The organism is Pseudomonas sp. Leaf59 (assembly GCF_920984685.1).
Taxonomy (GTDB): domain Bacteria; phylum Pseudomonadota; class Gammaproteobacteria; order Pseudomonadales; family Pseudomonadaceae; genus Aquipseudomonas.
This window is the reverse complement of the sequence record NZ_CAKLBR010000006.1, coordinates 1-19,715: the sequence shown is the minus strand read 5'-3', so window position 1 is coordinate 19,715 and position 19,715 is coordinate 1. Positions and strand designations below refer to the sequence as shown.

The following is a 19,715-nucleotide window of genomic DNA, read 5'->3' as shown; positions in this document are numbered from 1 at the left end:
CCTATAAAAACGCCCGGCATAAGCCGGGCGTTCTTATAGTGAGCTGCAATCACTCGTGATACTGCGCCGACAGTTCATGCACCGCGCGCAGGAACGCGCCGGCGTGCTCAGGGTTCACTTCCGGCGTAATGCCATGGCCCAGGTTGAACACATGCCCGGTGCCCTTGCCGTAGCTGGCCAGGATGCGGCCGACTTCGTTGCGGATCGCTTCGGGGTTGGCGTACAGCACGGTCGGGTCCATGTTGCCTTGCAGCGCCACGCGGTTACCCACGCGCTGGCGCGCTTCGCCGATATCGCAGGTCCAGTCCAGGCCCAGGGCGTCGGCACCCGCGTCGGCGATGCTTTCCAGCCACAGGCCGCCGCCCTTGGTGAACAGGATGACCGGCACTTTGCGGCCTTCGTGTTCGCGAATCAGGCCGCTGACGATCTTGCGCATGTAGGCCAGGGAGAATTCCTGGTACGCCGCCGCCGACAGGTTGCCGCCCCAGGTGTCGAAAATCTGTACAGCCTGGGCACCGGCCATGATCTGGCCGTTGAGGTACGCCGTGACCGACTGCGCCAGCTTGTCCAGCAGCAGGTGCATGGCCTGCGGATTGTCGTAGAGCATGGCCTTGGTCTTGCGGAAGTCTTTCGACGAACCGCCTTCGACCATGTAGGTAGCCAGGGTCCAAGGGCTGCCGGAGAAGCCGATCAGCGGGACGCGACCATTGAGTTCGCGGCGGATAGTGCTGACGGCATCCATCACATAGCCGAGATCCTTGTGCGGATCGGGAATCGGCAGGGCCTCGATGTCGGCCAGGGTACTGACGACTTTCCTGAAGCGCGGGCCTTCGCCGGTCTCGAAATACAGGCCCTGGCCCATGGCGTCGGGGATGGTGAGGATGTCGGAGAAAAGGATGGCCGCGTCCAGTTGCGGGTAGCGATCCAGCGGCTGCATCGTGACTTCGCAGGCGAATTGCGGGTTCATGCACAGGCTCATGAAGTCGCCGGCATGGGCGCGACTGGCCCGGTATTCCGGCAGGTAACGACCGGCTTGACGCATCATCCACACGGGCGTGACGTCTACGGGCTGCTTGAGCAGGGCACGAAGGAAACGGTCGTTCTTGAGGGCAGTCATGTCGGCATCCGCAAAAAAAGTGCGGGCATTTTCTCAGAGCACGACGCAAAAGGCACGGAATGCACCGTGCCTTTTGTCTATCGGGTCAATTTGTCGCGGTAGCTTGAATACACCGCAAGACAAATGTGGGAGGGGGCTTGCTCCCGATTGCGGTGTATCAGTCACCAAACTCATTGGCTGACACACTGCCATCGGGAGCAAGCCCCCTCCCACATTTTGATCCCGTTTCAATTTGGGATCAGGAGTCAGACCTGCAGGTAGTCCAGGATCCCTTCGGCGGCGTTGCGGCCTTCGAAGATCGCCGTCACCACCAGGTCAGAGCCGCGCACCATATCGCCACCGGCAAAGATTTTCGGGTTGCTGGTCTGGTGCTTGTATTGACCTTGTTCCGGGGCCACCACGCGGCCCTGGCTGTCGGTCTGGATGGTGAACTGCTCGAACCACGGCGCCGGGCTTGGGCGGAAACCGAAGGCGATGACCACGGCGTCTGCCGGGATGATCTCTTCGGAACCCGGGATCGGCTCGGGGCTGCGACGGCCACGGGCGTCCGGTTCGCCGAGACGGGTCTCGACCACCTTCACGCCTTCGACACGGTCTTCACCGACGATGGCAATCGGCTGGCGGTTGTAGAGGAATTTCACGCCTTCTTCCTTGGCGTTCTTCACCTCTTTGCGCGAGCCCGGCATGTTGGCTTCGTCACGGCGATAGGCGCAGGTCACCGACTTGGCGCCCTGACGGATCGAGGTGCGGTTGCAGTCCATCGCGGTGTCGCCACCGCCGAGTACCACGACCTTCTTGCCCTTCATGTCGACGAAATCTTCCGGCGCCTTTTCAAAGCCCAGGTTGCGGTTGACGTTGGCGATCAGGAAGTCGAGCGCGTCATACACGCCCGGCAGGTCCTCACCGGCAAAACCGCCCTTCATGTAGGTGTAGGTGCCCATGCCCATGAACACAGCGTCGTATTCGGCGAGCAACTGCTCCATGGTGATGTCCTTGCCGATCTCGGTATTGAGACGGAACTCGATACCCATGCCGGTGAACACTTCACGACGGTGGCTCAGTACGGTCTTTTCCAGCTTGAATTCGGGAATGCCGAAGGTCAGCAGCCCGCCGATTTCCGGGTTCTTGTCGAACACCACCGGGGTCACGCCGCCACGTACCAGCACGTCGGCACAGCCCAGGCCAGCCGGGCCGGCGCCGATGATCGCGACGCGCTTGCCGGTGGGCTTGACCTTGGACATGTCCGGGCGCCAGCCCATGGCGAACGCGGTGTCGGTGATGTACTTCTCGACCGAACCGATGGTCACCGCACCGAAGCCGTCGTTGAGGGTGCAGGCACCTTCACACAGACGGTCCTGCGGGCACACCCGGCCGCAGACTTCCGGCAGGGTGTTGGTCTGGTGCGACAGCTCGGCGGCGGCGAGGATGTTGCCCTCGGCCACCAATTTCAGCCAGTTGGGAATGAAGTTGTGCACCGGGCACTTCCATTCGCAATACGGGTTACCGCAGCCCAGGCAGCGGTGGGCCTGGTCGGCCGAGTGCTGGGGCTTGAAGGGTTCGTAGATTTCCACGAACTCTTTCTTGCGTTGACGCAACAGTTTCTTCTTCGGATCCTTGCGCCCGACATCGATGAACTGGAAGTCGTTATTCAGACGTTCAGCCATGTTAAAACCTCATCAAACTCTTCAGGCGCATATCACTGCGGGTTGGCACGGATGCTGGAAAGCAACGATTTCAGGTTGGCAGCCTTGGGCTTGACCAGCCAGAAACGACGCAGGAAATCATCGAGGTTTTCGGCGAGGTTACGCCCCCATTCGCTGCCGGTCTCCTCGACGTACTCGTCCAGCACGTGCTGCAAGTGGTTCCGGTAGGATTCCATGGCTTCGCCGCTGATGCGCTGGATCTCGACCAACTCGTGGTTGACCTTGTCAACGAAGGTGTTGTCCTGGTCGAGCACGTAGGCGAAACCGCCGGTCATGCCCGAACCGAAGTTGTAACCGGTCTTGCCCAGTACCGCGACAAAGCCCCCGGTCATGTATTCGCAGCAGTGATCGCCAGTGCCTTCCACCACGGTGTGGGCACCGGAGTTACGCACGGCGAAACGCTCACCCGCAGTACCGGCGGCGAACAGCTTGCCACCGGTAGCGCCGTACAGGCAGGTGTTGCCGATGATTGCACTGTCCTGGCTCTTGTACACGCTGCCCGCAGGCGGAACGATCACCAGCTTGCCGCCGGTCATGCCCTTGCCCACGTAATCGTTGGCGTCGCCTTCGAGGTACATGTGCAAACCGCCGGCATTCCACACGCCGAAGCTCTGGCCTGCGGTGCCCTTGAAGCGGAAGGTGATCGGCGCTTTCGCCATGCCCTGATTGCCGTGCCTGCGCGCGATTTCGCCGGAGACGCGGGCGCCGATGGAACGGTCGCAGTTACAGATGTCCAGAGCGAATTCGCCACCGCTGGCGTCATTGATCGAGGAGCCGGCCATATCGACCATCTTCTCGGCCAACAGGCCCTTGTCGAACGGCGGGTTACGCTCCACGCCGCAGAACTGCGGTTTGTCGGCCGGGATGTGATCGCTGCCCAACAGCGGCGTGAGGTCCAGGTGCTGTTGCTTGGCGGTCTGACCCTGAAGGATTTCCAGCAGATCGGTGCGCCCGATCAGTTCTTCCAGCGAGCGCACGCCCAGCTTGGCCAGCCACTCACGGGTCTCTTCGGCGACGTAGGTGAAGAAATTCACCACCATGTCGACGGTGCCGATGTAGTGGTCCTTGCGCAGTTTTTCGTTCTGCGTGGCGACGCCGGTGGCGCAGTTGTTCAGGTGGCAGATGCGCAGGTATTTGCAGCCCAGGGCGATCATCGGCGCGGTGCCGAAGCCGAAGCTCTCGGCGCCGAGGATCGCGGCCTTGATCACGTCGAGGCCGGTTTTCAGGCCGCCGTCGGTCTGTACCCGCACCTTGCCGCGCAGGTCGTTGCCGCGCAGGGTCTGGTGGGTTTCAGCCAGGCCCAGCTCCCACGGTGCACCGGCGTACTTGATGGAGGTCAGCGGCGATGCGCCAGTGCCGCCGTCGTAGCCGGAGATGGTGATCAGGTCGGCATAGGCCTTGGCCACGCCGGCGGCAATGGTACCCACGCCGGCTTCCGCCACCAGTTTCACCGAGACCAGCGCCTGCGGGTTGACTTGCTTGAGGTCGAAAATCAGCTGCGACAAGTCTTCGATCGAATAGATGTCGTGGTGCGGCGGCGGCGAAATCAGCGTCACGCCGGGCACTGCGTAGCGCAGCTTGGCGATCAGGCCGTTGACCTTGCCGCCCGGCAGTTGCCCGCCCTCACCCGGCTTGGCGCCCTGGGCCACCTTGATCTGCAGCACTTCGGCGTTGACCAGGTATTCCGGGGTAACGCCGAATCGGCCGGTCGCCACCTGCTTGATCTTCGAGCTTTTCAGCGTGCCGTAGCGCGCCGGGTCTTCGCCGCCTTCGCCGGAGTTGGAACGCGCACCCAGGCGGTTCATGGCTTCGGCCAGGGCTTCGTGGGCCTCGGGCGACAGGGCGCCCAGGGAAATACCGGCGGAGTCGAAGCGCTTGAGGATCGATTCCAGCGGCTCGACTTCGGCGATGTCCATCGGCGTGTCCAGGGTCTTCACCTTGAACAGGTCGCGGATCATCGACACCGGGCGGTTATCCACCAGGCTCGTGTACTGCTTGAACTTGGCGTAGTCGCCCTGCTGCACGGCGGCTTGCAGGGTGCTGACCACGTCCGGGTTGTAGGCGTGGTATTCACCACCGTGCACGAACTTGAGCAGGCCGCCTTGCTGGATCGGCTTGCGCGCGCTCCAGGCTTCAGCTGCCAGGGCTTTCTGTTCAGCTTCGATGTCGACGAAGCGTGCACCCTTGATGCGGCTCGGCACACCACGGAAGCTCAACTCGCAGACTTCTTCGGACAGGCCAATGGCTTCGAACAACTGTGCGCCGCGATAGGACGTGACGGTGGAGATGCCCATCTTCGACAGGATCTTCAGCAGGCCTTTGGTGATGCCTTTACGGTAGTTCTTGAACACCTCATAGAGGTCGCCCAGCACTTCACCGGTACGGATCAGGTCGCCCAGCACTTCGTAGGCCAGGAACGGGTACACCGCCGAAGCGCCGAAGCCGATCAGCACCGCAAAGTGATGCGGGTCACGGGCGGTGGCGGTTTCGACGAGGATGTTGGAGTCGCAACGCAGGCCTTTTTCGGTCAGGCGGTGGTGCACCGCACCCGTGGCGAGCGAGGCGTGGATCGGCAGCTTGCCCGGCGCGATATGACGGTCGGTCAGCACGATCTGGGTACGCCCGGCACGCACGGCTTCTTCGGCCTGATCGGCGATGTTGCGCACGGCGGCTTCCAGGCCAACACTCTCGTCGTAGTTCAGGTCGATGATCTGGCGGTCGAAGCCCGGACGCTCCAGGGTCATCAGCGAGCGCCACTTGGCCGGCGAAATCACCGGCGAGCTGAGGATCACGCGGGAGGCGTGCTCAGGCGATTCCTGGAAGATGTTGCGCTCGGCACCGAGGCACACTTCCAGGGACATCACGATGGCTTCGCGCAGCGGGTCGATCGGCGGGTTGGTCACCTGGGCGAACTGCTGACGGAAATAGTCGTACGGCGTGCGCACGCGCTGGGACAGCACGGCCATTGGCGTGTCATCGCCCATGGAGCCGACTGCCTCATAGCCTTGCTCGCCGAGCGGGCGCAGCACCTGATCGCGCTCCTCGAACGTGACCTGATACATCTTCATGTATTGCTTGAGTTGGTCTACGTCGTAGAAAGCCGAGCCGTGGTCGTTGTCTTCCATGGTCGCCTGGATGCGCAGGGCGTTCTTGCGCAGCCATTGCTTGTAGGGGTGACGCGACTTCAAGCGGTTGTCGATGGCGTCAGTGTCGAGGATCTGCCCGGTTTCGGTGTCCACGGCCAGGATCTGGCCAGGGCCCACGCGGCCTTTGGCGATGACGTCTTCAGGCTTGTAGTCCCACACGCCGATTTCCGAGGCCAGGGTGATAAAGCCGTTGGTGGTGGTGACCCAACGCGCCGGGCGCAGACCGTTACGGTCGAGCAGGCACACCGCGTAGCGGCCGTCGGTCATGACCACGCCGGCCGGGCCGTCCCACGGTTCCATGTGCATCGAGTTGTACTCGTAGAATGCACGAAGGTCCGGGTCCATGGTTTCGACGTTCTGCCACGCAGGCGGAATGATCATGCGCACGCCACGGAACAGGTCGATGCCGCCGGTGACCATCAGTTCGAGCATGTTGTCCATGCTGGAAGAGTCGGAACCCACGCGGTTGACCAGCGGGCCGAGCTCTTCGAGGTCCATCAGATCGTTGGCGAACTTGGTGCGACGGGCCACGGCCCAGTTGCGGTTGCCGGTGATGGTGTTGATCTCGCCGTTGTGGGCGAGGAAGCGGAATGGCTGAGCCAGCGGCCATTTTGGCAGGGTGTTGGTGGAGAAGCGCTGGTGGAACACGCAGATTGCGGTTTGCAGGCGCTCATCGCTCAGGTCCGGATAGAAGGCGGCGAGGTCCGCCGGCATCATCAGGCCTTTGTAAATGATGGTCTTGTGGGAAAAGCTGCAGATGTAGTGATCGGTGTCGGCGGCGTTGAGCACCGACGAACGACGACGCGAGGTGAACAGCTTGATCGCCATGTCCTGGTCGCTCAGACCGTCGCCTGCGATGAACACTTGTTCGATCTGCGGCAGGCGCTCGTTGGCCAGACGGCCGAGCACGCTGGTGTCGATCGGCACTTTGCGCCAGCCGATCAGTTGCAGGCCGGCGGCGACGATCTCGCGGTTCATGTTTTCGCGAGCGCCTTCGGCTTTGACCGGGTCCTGGTTGAAAAACACCATGCCCACCGCGTATTGCTTGGGCAGGTCGACTGAAAAATGCTGTTTGGCCACAGCGCGCAGGAACAGGTCGGGCTTTTGAATCAGCAAGCCGCAACCGTCACCGGTCTTGCCGTCGGCGTTGATCCCACCGCGGTGGGTCATGCAGGTCAGGGCCTCGATGGCCGTTTGCAAAAGGGTATGACTGGGCTCGCCCTGCATGTGGGCTATCAGGCCGAAACCGCAGTTATCCTTGAATTCATCGGGTTGGTACAGACCTGCTTTCATAGACACTTTCTCACCAGGCTGCCTCTTATACCGAGGCAAATTTCTTTTCAATTCAACCGGTTACCTTCCACGCCGAACGTACGCCGGCTTAGCGGGGGCAAAAGGGAGGTCATTGTACACACCGACACGAACGCTCACAAATTTAGCGACGAAATGTCGCAAATCTATGTCGCATTTATGAAAGGTTTAAAGCGATATGCTGTGCTAGTCAAAACTTTTTTAATTTTGACTGCCACGACTCAAAAGCTACCGTGACGCAGACACCACAAAGCGCGCGGCCTTCAGGGCTGCACGCTGTTGTAGTTTTTTTGAGGTGCCGGGAGGGCGGCCTGGGTAAGGCCGCCGGATCTTCAGCGAGCAGTTGCCAGTTCTTGTTGAACGCTGGCAACGGTGCGAGGCCAAGGTTTACCAGCCTGAACCTTCGCTGGCAAGGTTTTGATCGCGGAATCAGCCGCGGCACGGCTGGTGAAGTTGCCGTAAGTGATCACGTAGAGAGGCTTGCCGTTGAGCACTTTCTTGAAATAACGGTACTCGCCGCCCTGCTCCTTCACGAACGCCTGGGCATTGGCTTCGGAGCTGGTTCCCAGGATCTGCACCACGAAATTGCCGGTAGGCTGGCTGGCGTACCAGCCGCTGCCGGCGGCGCCGGCCTTGGCGACAGTGGCTGGCTTCTCGGCCGGCTTGGCGGCGGTGGTCGGCGCGGGCTTGGCGGCAGGTGCAGACGTGACCGGCTTGGTCACCGGCGCGGGCTTGGCGGTGGCGACCGTCGGTGCCGGAGTCGGGGTTGCGGCAGGTGCCGGTGCAGGCTTGCCCGCCGGTACGCCGGCTGGCGGTGCGGTGGTGGTGACGGTCGGCGGAGTGGCGCTGGAGCCTTCCACCGGCACGCCGTCGTCACCTTCGGAGATGCCACCGGCTTCTTCGGCGAGCGGACCGCGCATCACCGGCTGGCCGACCATCGGCAGGTTGGTCGGTTGACCGGAGTTGGCGAACTCGACGTTCGGTGTGGGCTTGCCCAGTGGCAACTGCGCCTGTTCCGTTGGCGCGCCGGCCGTGGTCGGCGCCTTGCTGCGGCCCGGGATCAACCAGGCGGCGGCAACGGCGACCACGACAACAGCGGAAATGGCCAATACGTGCTTCTTAGGCATAGTGAACCCCATCTTTGGACGCTTGACCGCGGAGCGGCTGGCAATCATGGCTTCGATCATCGCATCGCGGGCAACCTGATTGATGTTTCCAGGCCAGCCATCGGAGCTTTCGTGAATATCAGAGATCTGATTTGCCGTGAAAAGTTCGATACCCGCCCCGGCGCCTTCGAGGCGCTGGGCCAGGTATTCGCGGGTTTCTTCTTCTTCGTAGGGCTGCAACTCGATAACGTGGAACAGCTCCTGTTCGCCGCTGATCTGCTCCAGATCGGCGATCAACGACGACTCACCAAACAGGAACACATGCGGGCGGCCTTCCGGCGTACCGGCGGCCAGCGCCAGCAGCGCCTCAAGGGCGGACTCGTCGAGCTGCTCGGCGTCGTCCACCAGCAGGTAGACTTCCTGACCGGTCAGGCCCAACTGCACCACCTGCTTGAGAATGGCATTGGGCTCGGCGTTGGCCACGTCCAGCGCCTGGGCGACCTGACGCAACACACCCGCCGCATCGCCGGCACCACGGGCCGACACCACCACACTCTGCACCGACTGTTTGTTGGTGCTGGCAACCAGCGCCTGGCGCAGCAAGGTCTTGCCGCTGCCCAGCGGGCCCGTCACCACCAGCAGTAGCTGGCTGTAGCGCGCAAGGTGATGCAACTGACCCAGCACCGGCTTGCGCTGGGCCGGGAAGAATTTGAAACCAGGCACCCGTGGAGCGAAGGGGTCGTGGCTCAACTGGTAGTGGCCGAGGAACGCCTCGTCGGCATGCAAACTAGTCATCGCGATCTTATTAACCTTTAAGCTGGGCCAGGGCGCGGTAATCCGCTCCCAGCGTGGCCTGTAAAATCTCTTTCGGATAATCGTCGGTCACCACCGCTTCGCCCATGCGGCGCAGCAGCACCAGTCGAAGTCGACCGTCGATCACTTTCTTATCTACCGCCATATGTTCGAGGAAGTCCGCCTCGGTCATCTGCGCGGGTGGAATCACCGGCAAACCGGCACGCTGCAACAGACGGATACCGCGATCACGCTCCTGGGCGCTGATCCAGCCCAGGCGCTGGGACATCTCCAGTGCCATTACGGTGCCGGCCGCGACAGCCTCTCCATGCAACCACACACCATAGCCCATGTGCGTTTCGATCGCATGGCCGAATGTGTGGCCCAGATTGAGGGTGGCGCGCACGCCGGACTCTCGTTCATCGGCATTGACCACCAGCGCCTTGGCCGCGCAGGAGCGCGAAATGGCTTCGGTGAGCGCCACTTGATCGAGGGCGCGCAGAGCGTCCACATGCTCTTCCAGCCAGGTGAGGAACGGTTCGTCGCAGATCAGCCCGTATTTGATGACTTCCGCCAGCCCCGCCGACAGCTCGCGCGGCGGCAAGGTGTTGAGCGTCGTGGTGTCGATCAGTACGGCCTGCGGCTGGTAGAACGCGCCGACCATGTTCTTGCCCAGCGGGTGGTTGATGCCCGTCTTGCCGCCCACCGACGAATCGACCTGGGACAGCAAGGTGGTCGGCACCTGAATGAAATCCACGCCGCGCTGGTAGCAGGCGGCCGCGAAGCCGGCCATGTCGCCGATCACGCCGCCGCCCAAGGCGACCACGGTGGTGCGGCGGTCATGCCGCGCGGACAACAGGCCATCAAAGATGAGCTGCAGGGTTTCCCAGTTCTTGTGGGCTTCGCCGTCGGGCAGCACCACGGAAATTACCGAGTACGCCGAAAGGCTGCGGCTCAGACGTTCAAGGTACAGCGGCGCGACCGTTTCATTGGAGATGATCGCCACCTGCCGCCCGGCAATGTGCGGCGTGAGCAAGTCAGGCTGGTCCAGCAGGCCTTCACCAATATGGATCGGGTAGCTGCGCTCGCCTAAATCGACCTTAAGTGTCTGCATGTGTCCCCGCGTGAGAGATGGATTGACGACCGGCAACGTCCGCTGCCTGATGGCTCCACGCCACACCTCAAGGTGATGACGCGCCGCCGAGAATAGCGCATTTCGGGCCAGGCTTTAACGGGGTGGCAGCCGATGCAGGCGCTCAAGAATCTCGACCACCACCATCCGCGGCGGCCGTTCATCGGTTTGCACCACCAGATCGGCTATTTCCCGGTACAGCGGATCACGCAGGGCAAGCAAATCCCGCAGGGTTTTTTCCGGGTTGGCCGTGCGCAACAACGGGCGATTACGGTCGCGGGCGGTGCGGCCCACTTGCTGCTCGACCGACGCATGCAGATACACAACCCGACCACCGGCATGCAGTGCTCGACGATTCTCATCACGCATCACCGCGCCACCACCGGTTGCCAATACCACGCCGTCGCAATCGCACAGCTCGGCAATCATCGCCTGCTCGCGGTCGCGAAAGCCCAGTTCGCCTTCCTTGTCGAAGATCCATGGGATATTGGCGCCCGTGCGCAATTCAATTTCCTTGTCGGAATCTTTGAACGGCAGGCGCAGCTCTTTGGCCAGCAAACGGCCGATGGTGCTTTTTCCAGCGCCCATCGGCCCTACAAGAATCAAATTTCGCACAGAATCAACGACTCACAGCAATCGCCTGGTTATTCATGATACGCGGAGTCAGGAATACCAGCAGCTCGGATTTTTTCTCCGCCAGCACATCACGCCGGAAAAGGCGGCCAAGATACGGCACATCGCCCAAAAATGGCACTTTATCTACCACTTTGCTCTGGGTATTGGAGAAAACCCCACCGATGACGATGGTCTCGCCGTCCCGAACCAGCACCTTGGCGTTGACCTCGTTTTTCTTGATCGGCGGTACGTCATTGAGTTTGTTCAAATAGTCGGGCTCATCCTTGGTGACTTTCACCTCCATGATCACAAAGCCGTCGGGGGTGATCTGCGGGGTGACTTCCAGCGACAGCGACGCCTCCTTGAACGACACCGAGGTGGCACCGCTGGAACTGGACTCCTGATAGGGAATCTCGGTGCCCTTGAGAATGCGCGCAGTCTCCTTGTCGGAGGTGACCACCTTGGGCTGTGAAACGATTTCGCCATTGCCGGTTTTTTCCATGGCGCTCAGTTCCAGGTCCAGCAGGAAGTTATCGGTGATGAAGGCGATGCCCAGCCCGGACGCGCCGGCGAGCGAGCCAAGGTCGACGAAGGGTGAGGCGGATGGGCTTTCCGGCGGCTTCGCGCCTTCGGCCAAGGATTTCGGGATACCGCCGGCGCCCCAGTTGCCGCGACTGAGCCGCCCGCCCCAACGCACGCCCAGGCTTTTGTCATAGTCGACATTGGCCTCGACAATCCGCGCCTCGATCATCACCTGGCGCACCGGAATGTCCAACTGCGCCACGATGCGCCGCAGCTCTTCGAGCCGTTCACCGGTCTGGTAGGCAATGATGTTGTTGGTGCGATCATCCACCGCCACCGAGCCGCGTTCGTCGGGGGTGCCTTCGAGGCCGTTCACCGACTGGAACAGCTTGGCCAGGTCGGCCGCCTTGGCGTAGTTGACCTGCAACAGCTCGCGGCGCAACGGCGCCAGGTCGGCCATCTGCCTTCGCGCCTCCAGGGTCAGCAGTTCGCGCGCGGCCAGCTCGTCGGCGGGCGCCACCAGCAACACGCCGGCTTTCATCCGCTTGTCCAGGCCCTTGCTTTGCAGCACCAGGTCCAGCGCCTGGTCCCAGGGCACATTCTTCAGGCGCAGGGTGACCGCGCCTTGCACCTCGTCACTGGCAACCAGATTGAGACCCGCCACGTCGGCGATCTGCTGCAACGCGGCGCGCAGGTCGATGTTCTGGAAATTGAGGTTCAGTGTGTCGCCGGTATAGGCGCCCGACGCTGCGCCACCGGGTGGCGGCAACTGGATCAGGTCTACACGATTGGGCACAGCAGCAGCCATCGGTGCCGTGAACGCTATCCATAGCGCCACACCGAAGGACCAGAAAGTCCTTTTCATTGTTCGATTCCGTTATGAGTTGACGTTCAACACAAGGGTTCGTGAGCGCTGCAGCCAGGCGCCCTGTTCATCGGGAAACAACTCGGCCAGCTCGACGTGGCCGTCATGGATGGCCGTGACGCGGCCGTGGTTCGGCCCCAGGTAGTCGCCGACCGCCAGGCGGTGCACGCTGGAGGCCGCGCGCAACAGGACGAAACGTTGAACACCACGGGACAGCGTGCCGACCATTTCGAACTGGTCGACAGCCAGGCTTTCCAGCACGCCGCGCGGCCGTGAAAGGTCCGGCGCGGACGCAGGTTTGCCGGGCGCATGCTCGACCTGCATAGCCGAGGACTGGAACGGGTCACGCAGGGCCGCAGCGCTGTAGGCAAAGCGCGGCCCCCACTGCGCGACCGGCCCAGGCTCGCCGTGGGGCGACAGACTGCGGTAGGTCTTGGCCAACAGCTCCAGACGCAGCAAGGCCCCGTCAGACGCAAGCGCAAGATCATGCACGGTGACGATCCGCGCCAACCCGCCCAGGCCGCTCACAAAGGTCGCCAGGTCATGGTAGGTGCCAAGCATGCCAACCTGCACCGGCGCTTCGATGTAAAACGGCCGAGGCTGTTCGTCCAACACCTTTACGCCTTCGACCAGCAGGCCATTACCGGCGGCCAGCCGGGCGATGTCTTCGAGCAGGCCGGGCATATCGGACTCAGCGGATAATTGCCGGAACAGCCCGCCAACCCGCGCCTGCATCGCCTGGGCCTCATCGCTGCGACGCTCAAGGTTTGCGGCAAGATCGGTCTTTTGCGCGAGCGCCTGTTGCAAGGCCACTTCCTGCGTCTGGAGCACCTGCAGCCGCTCGCGGGACGGCGCCAGGACCACACTGTTGCCCACCGCCAGCACCAGCCCGGCCAGCGCGCAGCCAAGCAAAACCTTGCCGGGCAAGGGCCATTTGGCAGCGTGGTGAGTGAGTGCAGAAAGATCGAGCCTGGGCAGGCTCATGGCTGGGCCTCGGTGGATGCCCCCTGGCGCACCATCAGTTGAAATTCATTGCGGCCATCCGCGCCTTCCGCCCGCACATGCTGCAGCCGGGTAGCGTGGGCACCCGCGGAAGCCTCCAGGCTGCGCATCAACTGGGCGATATCCTGGCTGGATTCGGCGCTGCCGCTGATGCTCACACTATCGCCCCGGGCAACCACCTCGTGCAGATGCACGCCCTCGGGCACGGCGCGGGCCAACTGGTCCAGCAACTGCGTGCCGGCGGAACGGGATTGGTGCAGGTCCTGCACGACCTTCATTCGCTCGGCCAGTTGCTGGCTCTGCTCCTGCAGGTCGTCGATGGTCTTGATCCGTGCATCCTGGGCGGCCACGTCCTTGCCCACATGGCTGTTGCGCGTTACCTGGCGGTCGATGGCCTGGTCGATGACCTGATCCGCCAGCCACACTGCCGCCAGCGCCACACAGGCGAACGCCAGCAAAAATACCAGGAAGTACTTGCGCCGACGCTGCGCCAGCGCCTGGCGCCAGGGCAAAAGATTGATTCGTGTCATCCAGCGAAACTCCTCAGGGCCAATCCGCAAGCCACTCCCATCCCGTGGGCATCCGCAGCCCATTGTGCGCCATCGACACGACGGCCCGGCGTGAAGCTGGCGAAATCCTGACTGCATGCGCGCTCCAATGCAAACCCTTCGACATCCACCACCCTCGGCACCAGCCCCGCCAGGGCCAAAACTGCCTCGCGGGTTTCGACCTGTTCCTTCAGGCACGCCGCCAGTAATACCTGCACCCGCTCGGGGTTGTCGGCACAAGGGCCGCGCACTTGAAAGTCGATGGCGACGTCGTCCAGCGGGTAAGGAATGTACTGGTCGGCTTCCAACTGGATCTGCCGGGCCATTTCCTGCTCGCTGAGCCGTGCCTGCAGGTCGATTACCCGCGTTATAACCGAGGAGCTCGCCACCGCCACCGCCGCCTGCCGGGCCGAGGTGCGCAGGCGCGGCAGAGCCTGGTGCAGGGCCCGGCCGATCAGTTCAAGGTCGAGCAGGCTGCCATCGACCACCGCCCGGCTCGGCAGCGATTGCGTGGCATAGCCTTCGACGGTATAGCCGCTGGCCGAACGGCTCAGTTCAATCAGTTTGATCCCGCTGTCATTGATGTCGACGCCGAGCACGGTGTCGACTTTTCGCCTGAAAAATCCCTTTCCCATAAAACTCCCTAAACCTTTGCCTGTCTTACCGCCTGATTGGCGCCGGGCACCGTGCATTCGGTCGACTTGTTGAACCGGCACGAATGACGCCCCAAGTCGAAAAATGCTTTAATGCCCAGCGTTTTTTTCCGCTTTTATCTGCTGCCCGGGTCGATCCATCGTTTGTCATGCATGCCCCGGCGCCTAACTCATTCTTTTCTCTGGAAATCCAAAAGCCTTGATTCGTCTGCTGAAGTTTTTCGGGTACTCCATTGTCGCCATCGTTTGCGGGCTCCTGCTCGTCCTCAGCGGGGCCTATCTCTACCTTAGTCCGGGTTTGCCCTCCGTAGAGGCACTCAGAAGTATCCAGTTGCAGATTCCTTTGCGGGTCTACAGCAGCGATGAAAAACTGATCGCGGAGTTCGGCGAAATGCGCCGGACACCGATCCGTTTCGCCGACATTCCGCCCAATTTCATTAGCGCGCTGTTGTCGGCAGAAGATGATAATTTCGCCAATCACTACGGCGTGGACCCCAGCAGCCTGGTGCGCGCCGCCACACAGCTGGTAAAAAGCGGACACATTCAATCCGGTGGCAGCACCATCACCATGCAGGTGGCGAAGAACTTCTTCCTCACCAGCGAGCGCAGTTTTTCGCGCAAGGCCACCGAGATCCTGCTGGCCTTGCAGATCGAGCGTCAGCTGACCAAGGACGAGATCCTCGAGCTGTACGTCAACAAGATCTACCTGGGCAACCGCGCCTACGGCATCGAAGCCGCGTCGCAGGTGTACTACGGCAAGTCGATTCGTGACGCCAGCCTGGCGCAGATGGCGATGATTGCCGGCCTGCCCAAAGCCCCTTCGCGCTTCAACCCCCTGGCCAATCCGGCGCGCAGCAAAGAGCGCCGCGACTGGATCCTGGGGCGCATGTACAAACTGGGCAAGATCGACCAGGCCGCCTACGAAAGCGCGGTGGCCGAGCCGCTGAACGCGAGCTACCACGTGCCGACGCCGGAAGTGAACGCGCCGTATATCGCCGAAATGGCCCGCGCCGAAATGGTCGGCCGGTATGGCAGCGAGGCGTACACCGAAGGCTTCCGCGTGACCACTACCGTGCCGAGCGACCTGCAGGACATCGCCAATGAGGCGGTGCACTCCGGCCTGATCGCCTACGACCAGCGCCATGGCTACCGCGGCCCCGAATCGCGCCTGCCGGGCAAGACCCTCAGTGCCTGGACCACCGAGCTTGGCAAGCAGCGCACGATCAGCGGCCTGGAGCCAGCCATTGTCACCCAGGTGAAGAAAGACGGCGTGCAGGTGCTGACCCGCACCGGTGAAGCACACGTGGCCTGGGACAGCATGAAGTGGGCGCGACCGTTCCTGAACACCAACAGCATGGGCGCGCTGCCCAAGCAGCCGTCGGACGTGGCGCAGGTGGGTGACTTGATCCGCGTGCAACGCCAGAAGGACGACAGCCTCAAATTCAGCCAGGTACCGGTCGCCCAGGGCGCCCTGGTGTCCCTGGACCCGCAGAACGGCGCGATTCGCGCGCTGGTCGGCGGCTTTGCCTTCGAGCAGAGCAACTACAACCGCGCCACCCAGGCCAAGCGTCAGCCCGGCTCGAGCTTCAAGCCGTTCATCTACAGCGCCGCGCTGGATAACGGCTACACCGCCGCCAGCCTGGTCAACGATGCACCGATCGTGTTTGTCGACGAGTACCTGGACAAAGTCTGGCGCCCGAAGAACGACACCAACACCTTCCTCGGCCCGATCCGCATCCGCGAGGCGCTGTACAAGTCGCGCAACCTGGTGTCGATCCGCCTGCTGCAGGCAATGGGCGTGGGCAAGACCATCGATTACATGACGCGCTTCGGCTTTGCCAAGTCGGACCTGCCGCCCAACCTGTCCCTGGCCCTGGGCACCGCGACCCTCACGCCGATGGAAATCGCCACCGGCTGGAGCACCTTTGCCAACGGCGGTTACAAGATCGCGCCGTACCTGATCGACAAGATCGAGAGCCGCAATGGCGATACGCTGTTCACCGCCAACCCGCCACGCGTGCCGGGTGACGTGGTCAATGGCGTGGCTGCCACCGATGGCCTGGCCGCGCCGAGCAACGGCGGCATCACCATCGAGCCGACGCCGGGCGCAGCACCGGCCACGAATGCCGGCAACCCGGCCGAACCCCAGGCACCTGCGGTGGCCGAGCGCATTGTCGATGGCCGTACCACCTATATCCTCAACAGCATCCTGGAAGACGTGATCAAGAAAGGCACCGGCCGCCGCGCGCTGGCCCTGGGCCGCGCGGATATCGCGGGCAAGACCGGCACCACCAACGAATCCAAGGACGCCTGGTTCTCCGGCTACAACGGCGACTACGTGACCACCGTGTGGACCGGCTACGACCAGCCGGAAAGCCTGGGTCGCCGCGAGTTCGGCGGCACCGTCGCGCTGCCGATCTGGATGAGCTACATGGGCGCCGCGCTGAAGGACAAGCCTTTGCACACCCAGCCGGAACCGGAAGGCATCCTCAGCCTGCGGATCGACCCGGTGAGTGGCCGCGCCGCATCCCCGAGCACGCCGAATGCGTACTTTGAACTGTTCAAGAGCGAAGACACGCCGCCGTCGGTCAACGAACTGGGTAACGGCGTCGCACCGGGCAGCCCGCTGCCGGCGGATGAGGCAGCACCGATCGACTTGTTCTAACCCGATCTGCGGCCTGATACAGATCCAATGTGGGAGGGGGCTTGCTCCCGATGGCAGTGTGACAGTCACTGGATATATTGACTGATCCACCGCTATCGGGAGCAAGCCCCCTCCCACACTTGGATCTCCACAGGCCTCAAGTTGATCGCCAAGTCACAAAAAAGCCCCGACTCATCCGAGCCGGGGCTTTTTGTTGGTGCGCTACAACGGCTTAGCCGTTGAACACATCATCCACGCTTTGCAGCGGGTAGTGCTTCGGATACGGCAGGGTTGCCACACCGGTCTCGATGGCGGCCTTGGCCACGGCGTCGGAGATCAAAGTGATCAGACGCTTGTCCATCGGTTTCGGAATGATGTACTCACGACCGAACGCCAGCGGAGCACCACCGTAGGCGTCGCAGACGTCCTGTGGCACCGGCAGCTTGGCCAGTTCGCGCAGGGCATTGGCGGCGGCGACTTTCATTTCTTCGTTGATGCGCTTGGCACGAACGTCCAGGGCGCCACGGAAGATGAACGGGAAGCCCAGTACGTTGTTGACCTGGTTCGGGTAGTCCGAACGACCGGTGGCCATGATCACGTCGCTGCGGGTGGCGTGGGCCAGCTCAGGCGAGATCTCGGGGTCCGGGTTGGAGCAAGCGAACACGATCGGGTTCGGCGCCATGGACTTGAGGCCTTCAGCGCTCAGCAGGTTCGGGCCAGACAGGCCAACGAACACGTCGGCACCGTTGAGCGCGTCAGCCAGGGTGCGCTTGGAGGACGGGTGGGCAAACATCGCCTTGTACTGGTTCAGGTCGGTACGCTCGGACTGGATCACGCCCTTGCTGTCGACCATGTAGATGTTTTCGAGCCTGGCGCCCATGCTGATGATCAGCTTCATGCAGGAAATGGCGGCGGCACCGGCGCCCAGGCAGACGATTTTCGCCTCAGCCAGGGTTTTGCCGGCGATTTCCAGAGCGTTGATCATGCCGGCTGCGGTAACAATCGCAGTGCCGTGCTGGTCATCGTGGAATACCGGAATGTCGCACTGTTCGATCAACGCCTTTTCGATCTCGAAGCACTCAGGTGCCTTGATGTCTTCCAGGTTGATGCCACCGAAGGTGATGGAAATGCGCTTGACCGTGTCGATGAACGCCTGCGGGCTCTCGGAGTCGACTTCGATGTCGAACACGTCGATGCCGGCAAAGCGCTTGAACAGCACGCCCTTGCCTTCCATGACGGGCTTGGACGCCAGCGGGCCGAGGTTACCCAGGCCAAGAATCGCGGTGCCATCGGAAATCACTGCAACCAGGTTGCCTTTGCCGGTGTACTTGTACGCCAGCTCAGGATCGCGGGCGATTTCACGTACGGGCTCGGCAACACCAGGGCTGTAGGCCAGCGACAGGTCGCGAGCAGTGGCAGTGGCTTTGGTGAGCTCTACACTCAGCTTTCCTGGACGAGGATGGGCATGATATTCGAGAGCGGCAGTTTTCAAATCAGACATATCGGCATTCCGCTTTTACTGTTGGTCGACGGACCGCCGAGGATACGCGCGAAGCAATTTCCCTACAAGACTGGGCAGTCACGGGCCTCTAGTCCCCGCAATCAAGCACTTTAGGCGCAGCCCACGGGATACAAGGGCGCAACTGTTCACAATCGCACCTTTTAAATGTCTACAATTTTTATCAGTGAGACGACTTGAGCATGGCCGGATCGCTCAACGGCAGCAGCCAGCGCGCCTGGCCGTTTTCAAGACGGCCACGTCGAGCGCGATCCTGCACCCAGCCACGCGCTTCGACAGTCTGGCCTTGCAGACCACTGAGCGTGGCTGCGTCGAACTTCCCGGCCACATTCGGCGCAATGCGCACTACCAGCGAACCCGGCAGTTGAATCCAGATGCCACCGCGATTGCGTTCGACCTTTTTCACCCGGCCGCTGATCAGGGCAAACCCTGCGCGCCTGACCTGCGCCACGCTGCGCACGGGCGATGTGCGCCACAGCCCCAGGCGACGCTGGCGCGCGACGTTTTCAGCCGCCTGCTGGCACGCGATGAGATCGACATTGGGTGCAACGCCCACCTGAAACCCCAGGCCCTCGGCGAGCAACTGCGCTTCCAGATTGTTGCCATCGGCGCCGTACAGATGGGCCAGGGTCCGGCCGTAGTGGTCCTTGCGCTCGCGCCCCGGCACCAGCCCCACGCGACCGCCACTGGCGCGCACCAAGGCTTGCAAACGCTGACGGGCAGCGACGGCATAGGGCTCGTCGGGGCGACCTTTCCTGGCGGCTTCCGGTGCATTGAGACCGATCATGCGCACGCTGCGGCCATCCGTAAGGCGCACCGTGTCGCCATCCACCACGCGCTTGACCTGCACCTGGGCCACGGAGGCCGGCGCCGGACAGAACACCTCGGCCTGGGCGGCGGACAGCCAAATTCCGTGTCTAGTCCTGAAATAGGTTTACACCTGTTTCAGTCTCAAAACGCCTGATGCACCGCATCGGGCGTTTTGTATTTCAGGGATAAGTGCGGCCGCTCCCCGTTGTAGATCAGCACCGACTCATCCA

Annotated in this window: 12 protein-coding genes and 1 pseudogene; 1 reads left to right on the top strand and 12 read right to left on the bottom strand. The window is 62.4% G+C overall.

The annotated features are described in order from the left end of the window. Positions 1–49: 49 nt before the first annotated feature. From hemE to pilM, 10 genes and pseudogenes are all read right to left on the bottom strand, one after another. Entirely contained in the window at positions 50–1,117 is a 1,068-nt protein-coding gene (gene hemE, locus LUB09_RS08495; RefSeq protein WP_209987629.1) for a uroporphyrinogen decarboxylase, read from the bottom strand. Between the two features lie 245 nt (positions 1,118–1,362). Then, positions 1,363–2,781, bottom strand: a complete 1,419-nt coding sequence (locus LUB09_RS08490) for an FAD-dependent oxidoreductase (protein ID WP_209987626.1) — start codon at positions 2,779–2,781, stop codon at positions 1,363–1,365. A 32-nt stretch (positions 2,782–2,813) separates the two neighbouring features. Continuing rightward, positions 2,814–7,259 (bottom strand): glutamate synthase large subunit, encoded by a 4,446-nt coding sequence (gltB, locus tag LUB09_RS08485; protein ID WP_231422331.1) that lies wholly within the window; start codon positions 7,257–7,259, stop codon positions 2,814–2,816. 350 nt (positions 7,260–7,609) lie between these two features. After that, complete coding sequence (locus LUB09_RS08480; protein ID WP_231422330.1) at positions 7,610–9,178, bottom strand: SPOR domain-containing protein; 1,569 nt, start codon at positions 9,176–9,178, stop codon at positions 7,610–7,612. 10 nt (positions 9,179–9,188) lie between these two features. Next, a complete protein-coding gene (gene aroB, locus LUB09_RS08475) occupies positions 9,189–10,289 on the bottom strand; it encodes a 3-dehydroquinate synthase (protein ID WP_003237313.1) in 1,101 nt (366 codons plus the stop codon). 114 nt (positions 10,290–10,403) lie between these two features. Further along, positions 10,404–10,922, bottom strand: coding sequence for a shikimate kinase AroK (gene aroK / locus LUB09_RS08470; protein WP_209987618.1), 519 nt, complete (start codon positions 10,920–10,922; stop codon positions 10,404–10,406). Positions 10,923–10,926: 4 nt separating this feature from the next. Beyond that, positions 10,927–12,183: pseudogene (locus LUB09_RS08465) on the bottom strand (type IV pilus secretin PilQ); the annotation flags it as partial. A 138-nt stretch (positions 12,184–12,321) separates the two neighbouring features. Beyond that, on the bottom strand, positions 12,322–13,293 hold the full coding sequence (locus LUB09_RS08460) for a pilus assembly protein PilP (RefSeq protein WP_231422329.1): 972 nt from the start codon (positions 13,291–13,293) through the stop codon (positions 12,322–12,324). After that, positions 13,290–13,841 (bottom strand): PilN domain-containing protein, encoded by a 552-nt coding sequence (locus tag LUB09_RS08455; protein WP_209987600.1) that lies wholly within the window; start codon positions 13,839–13,841, stop codon positions 13,290–13,292. The genes LUB09_RS08460 and LUB09_RS08455 overlap by 4 nt, the downstream gene beginning before the upstream one ends. Next, entirely contained in the window at positions 13,838–14,494 is a 657-nt protein-coding gene (pilM, locus tag LUB09_RS08450) for a type IV pilus biogenesis protein PilM (protein ID WP_209987597.1), read from the bottom strand. Before pilM ends, LUB09_RS08455 begins: the two co-directional genes overlap by 4 nt. Positions 14,495–14,714: 220 nt before the next feature. Between pilM and LUB09_RS08445 the strand changes: the two genes are divergently transcribed. Further along, a complete protein-coding gene (locus LUB09_RS08445; RefSeq protein WP_373460637.1) occupies positions 14,715–17,177 on the top strand; it encodes a penicillin-binding protein 1A in 2,463 nt (820 codons plus the stop codon). 211 nt (positions 17,178–17,388) lie between these two features. On the opposite strand, the gene LUB09_RS08440 is transcribed toward LUB09_RS08445, so the two are convergent. After that, a complete protein-coding gene (locus LUB09_RS08440) occupies positions 17,389–18,657 on the bottom strand; it encodes a malic enzyme-like NAD(P)-binding protein (RefSeq protein WP_057008508.1) in 1,269 nt (422 codons plus the stop codon). A 181-nt stretch (positions 18,658–18,838) separates the two neighbouring features. Then, positions 18,839–19,534, bottom strand: a complete 696-nt coding sequence (locus LUB09_RS08435) for a thermonuclease family protein (protein ID WP_231422328.1) — start codon at positions 19,532–19,534, stop codon at positions 18,839–18,841. Positions 19,535–19,715 lie beyond the last annotated feature (181 nt).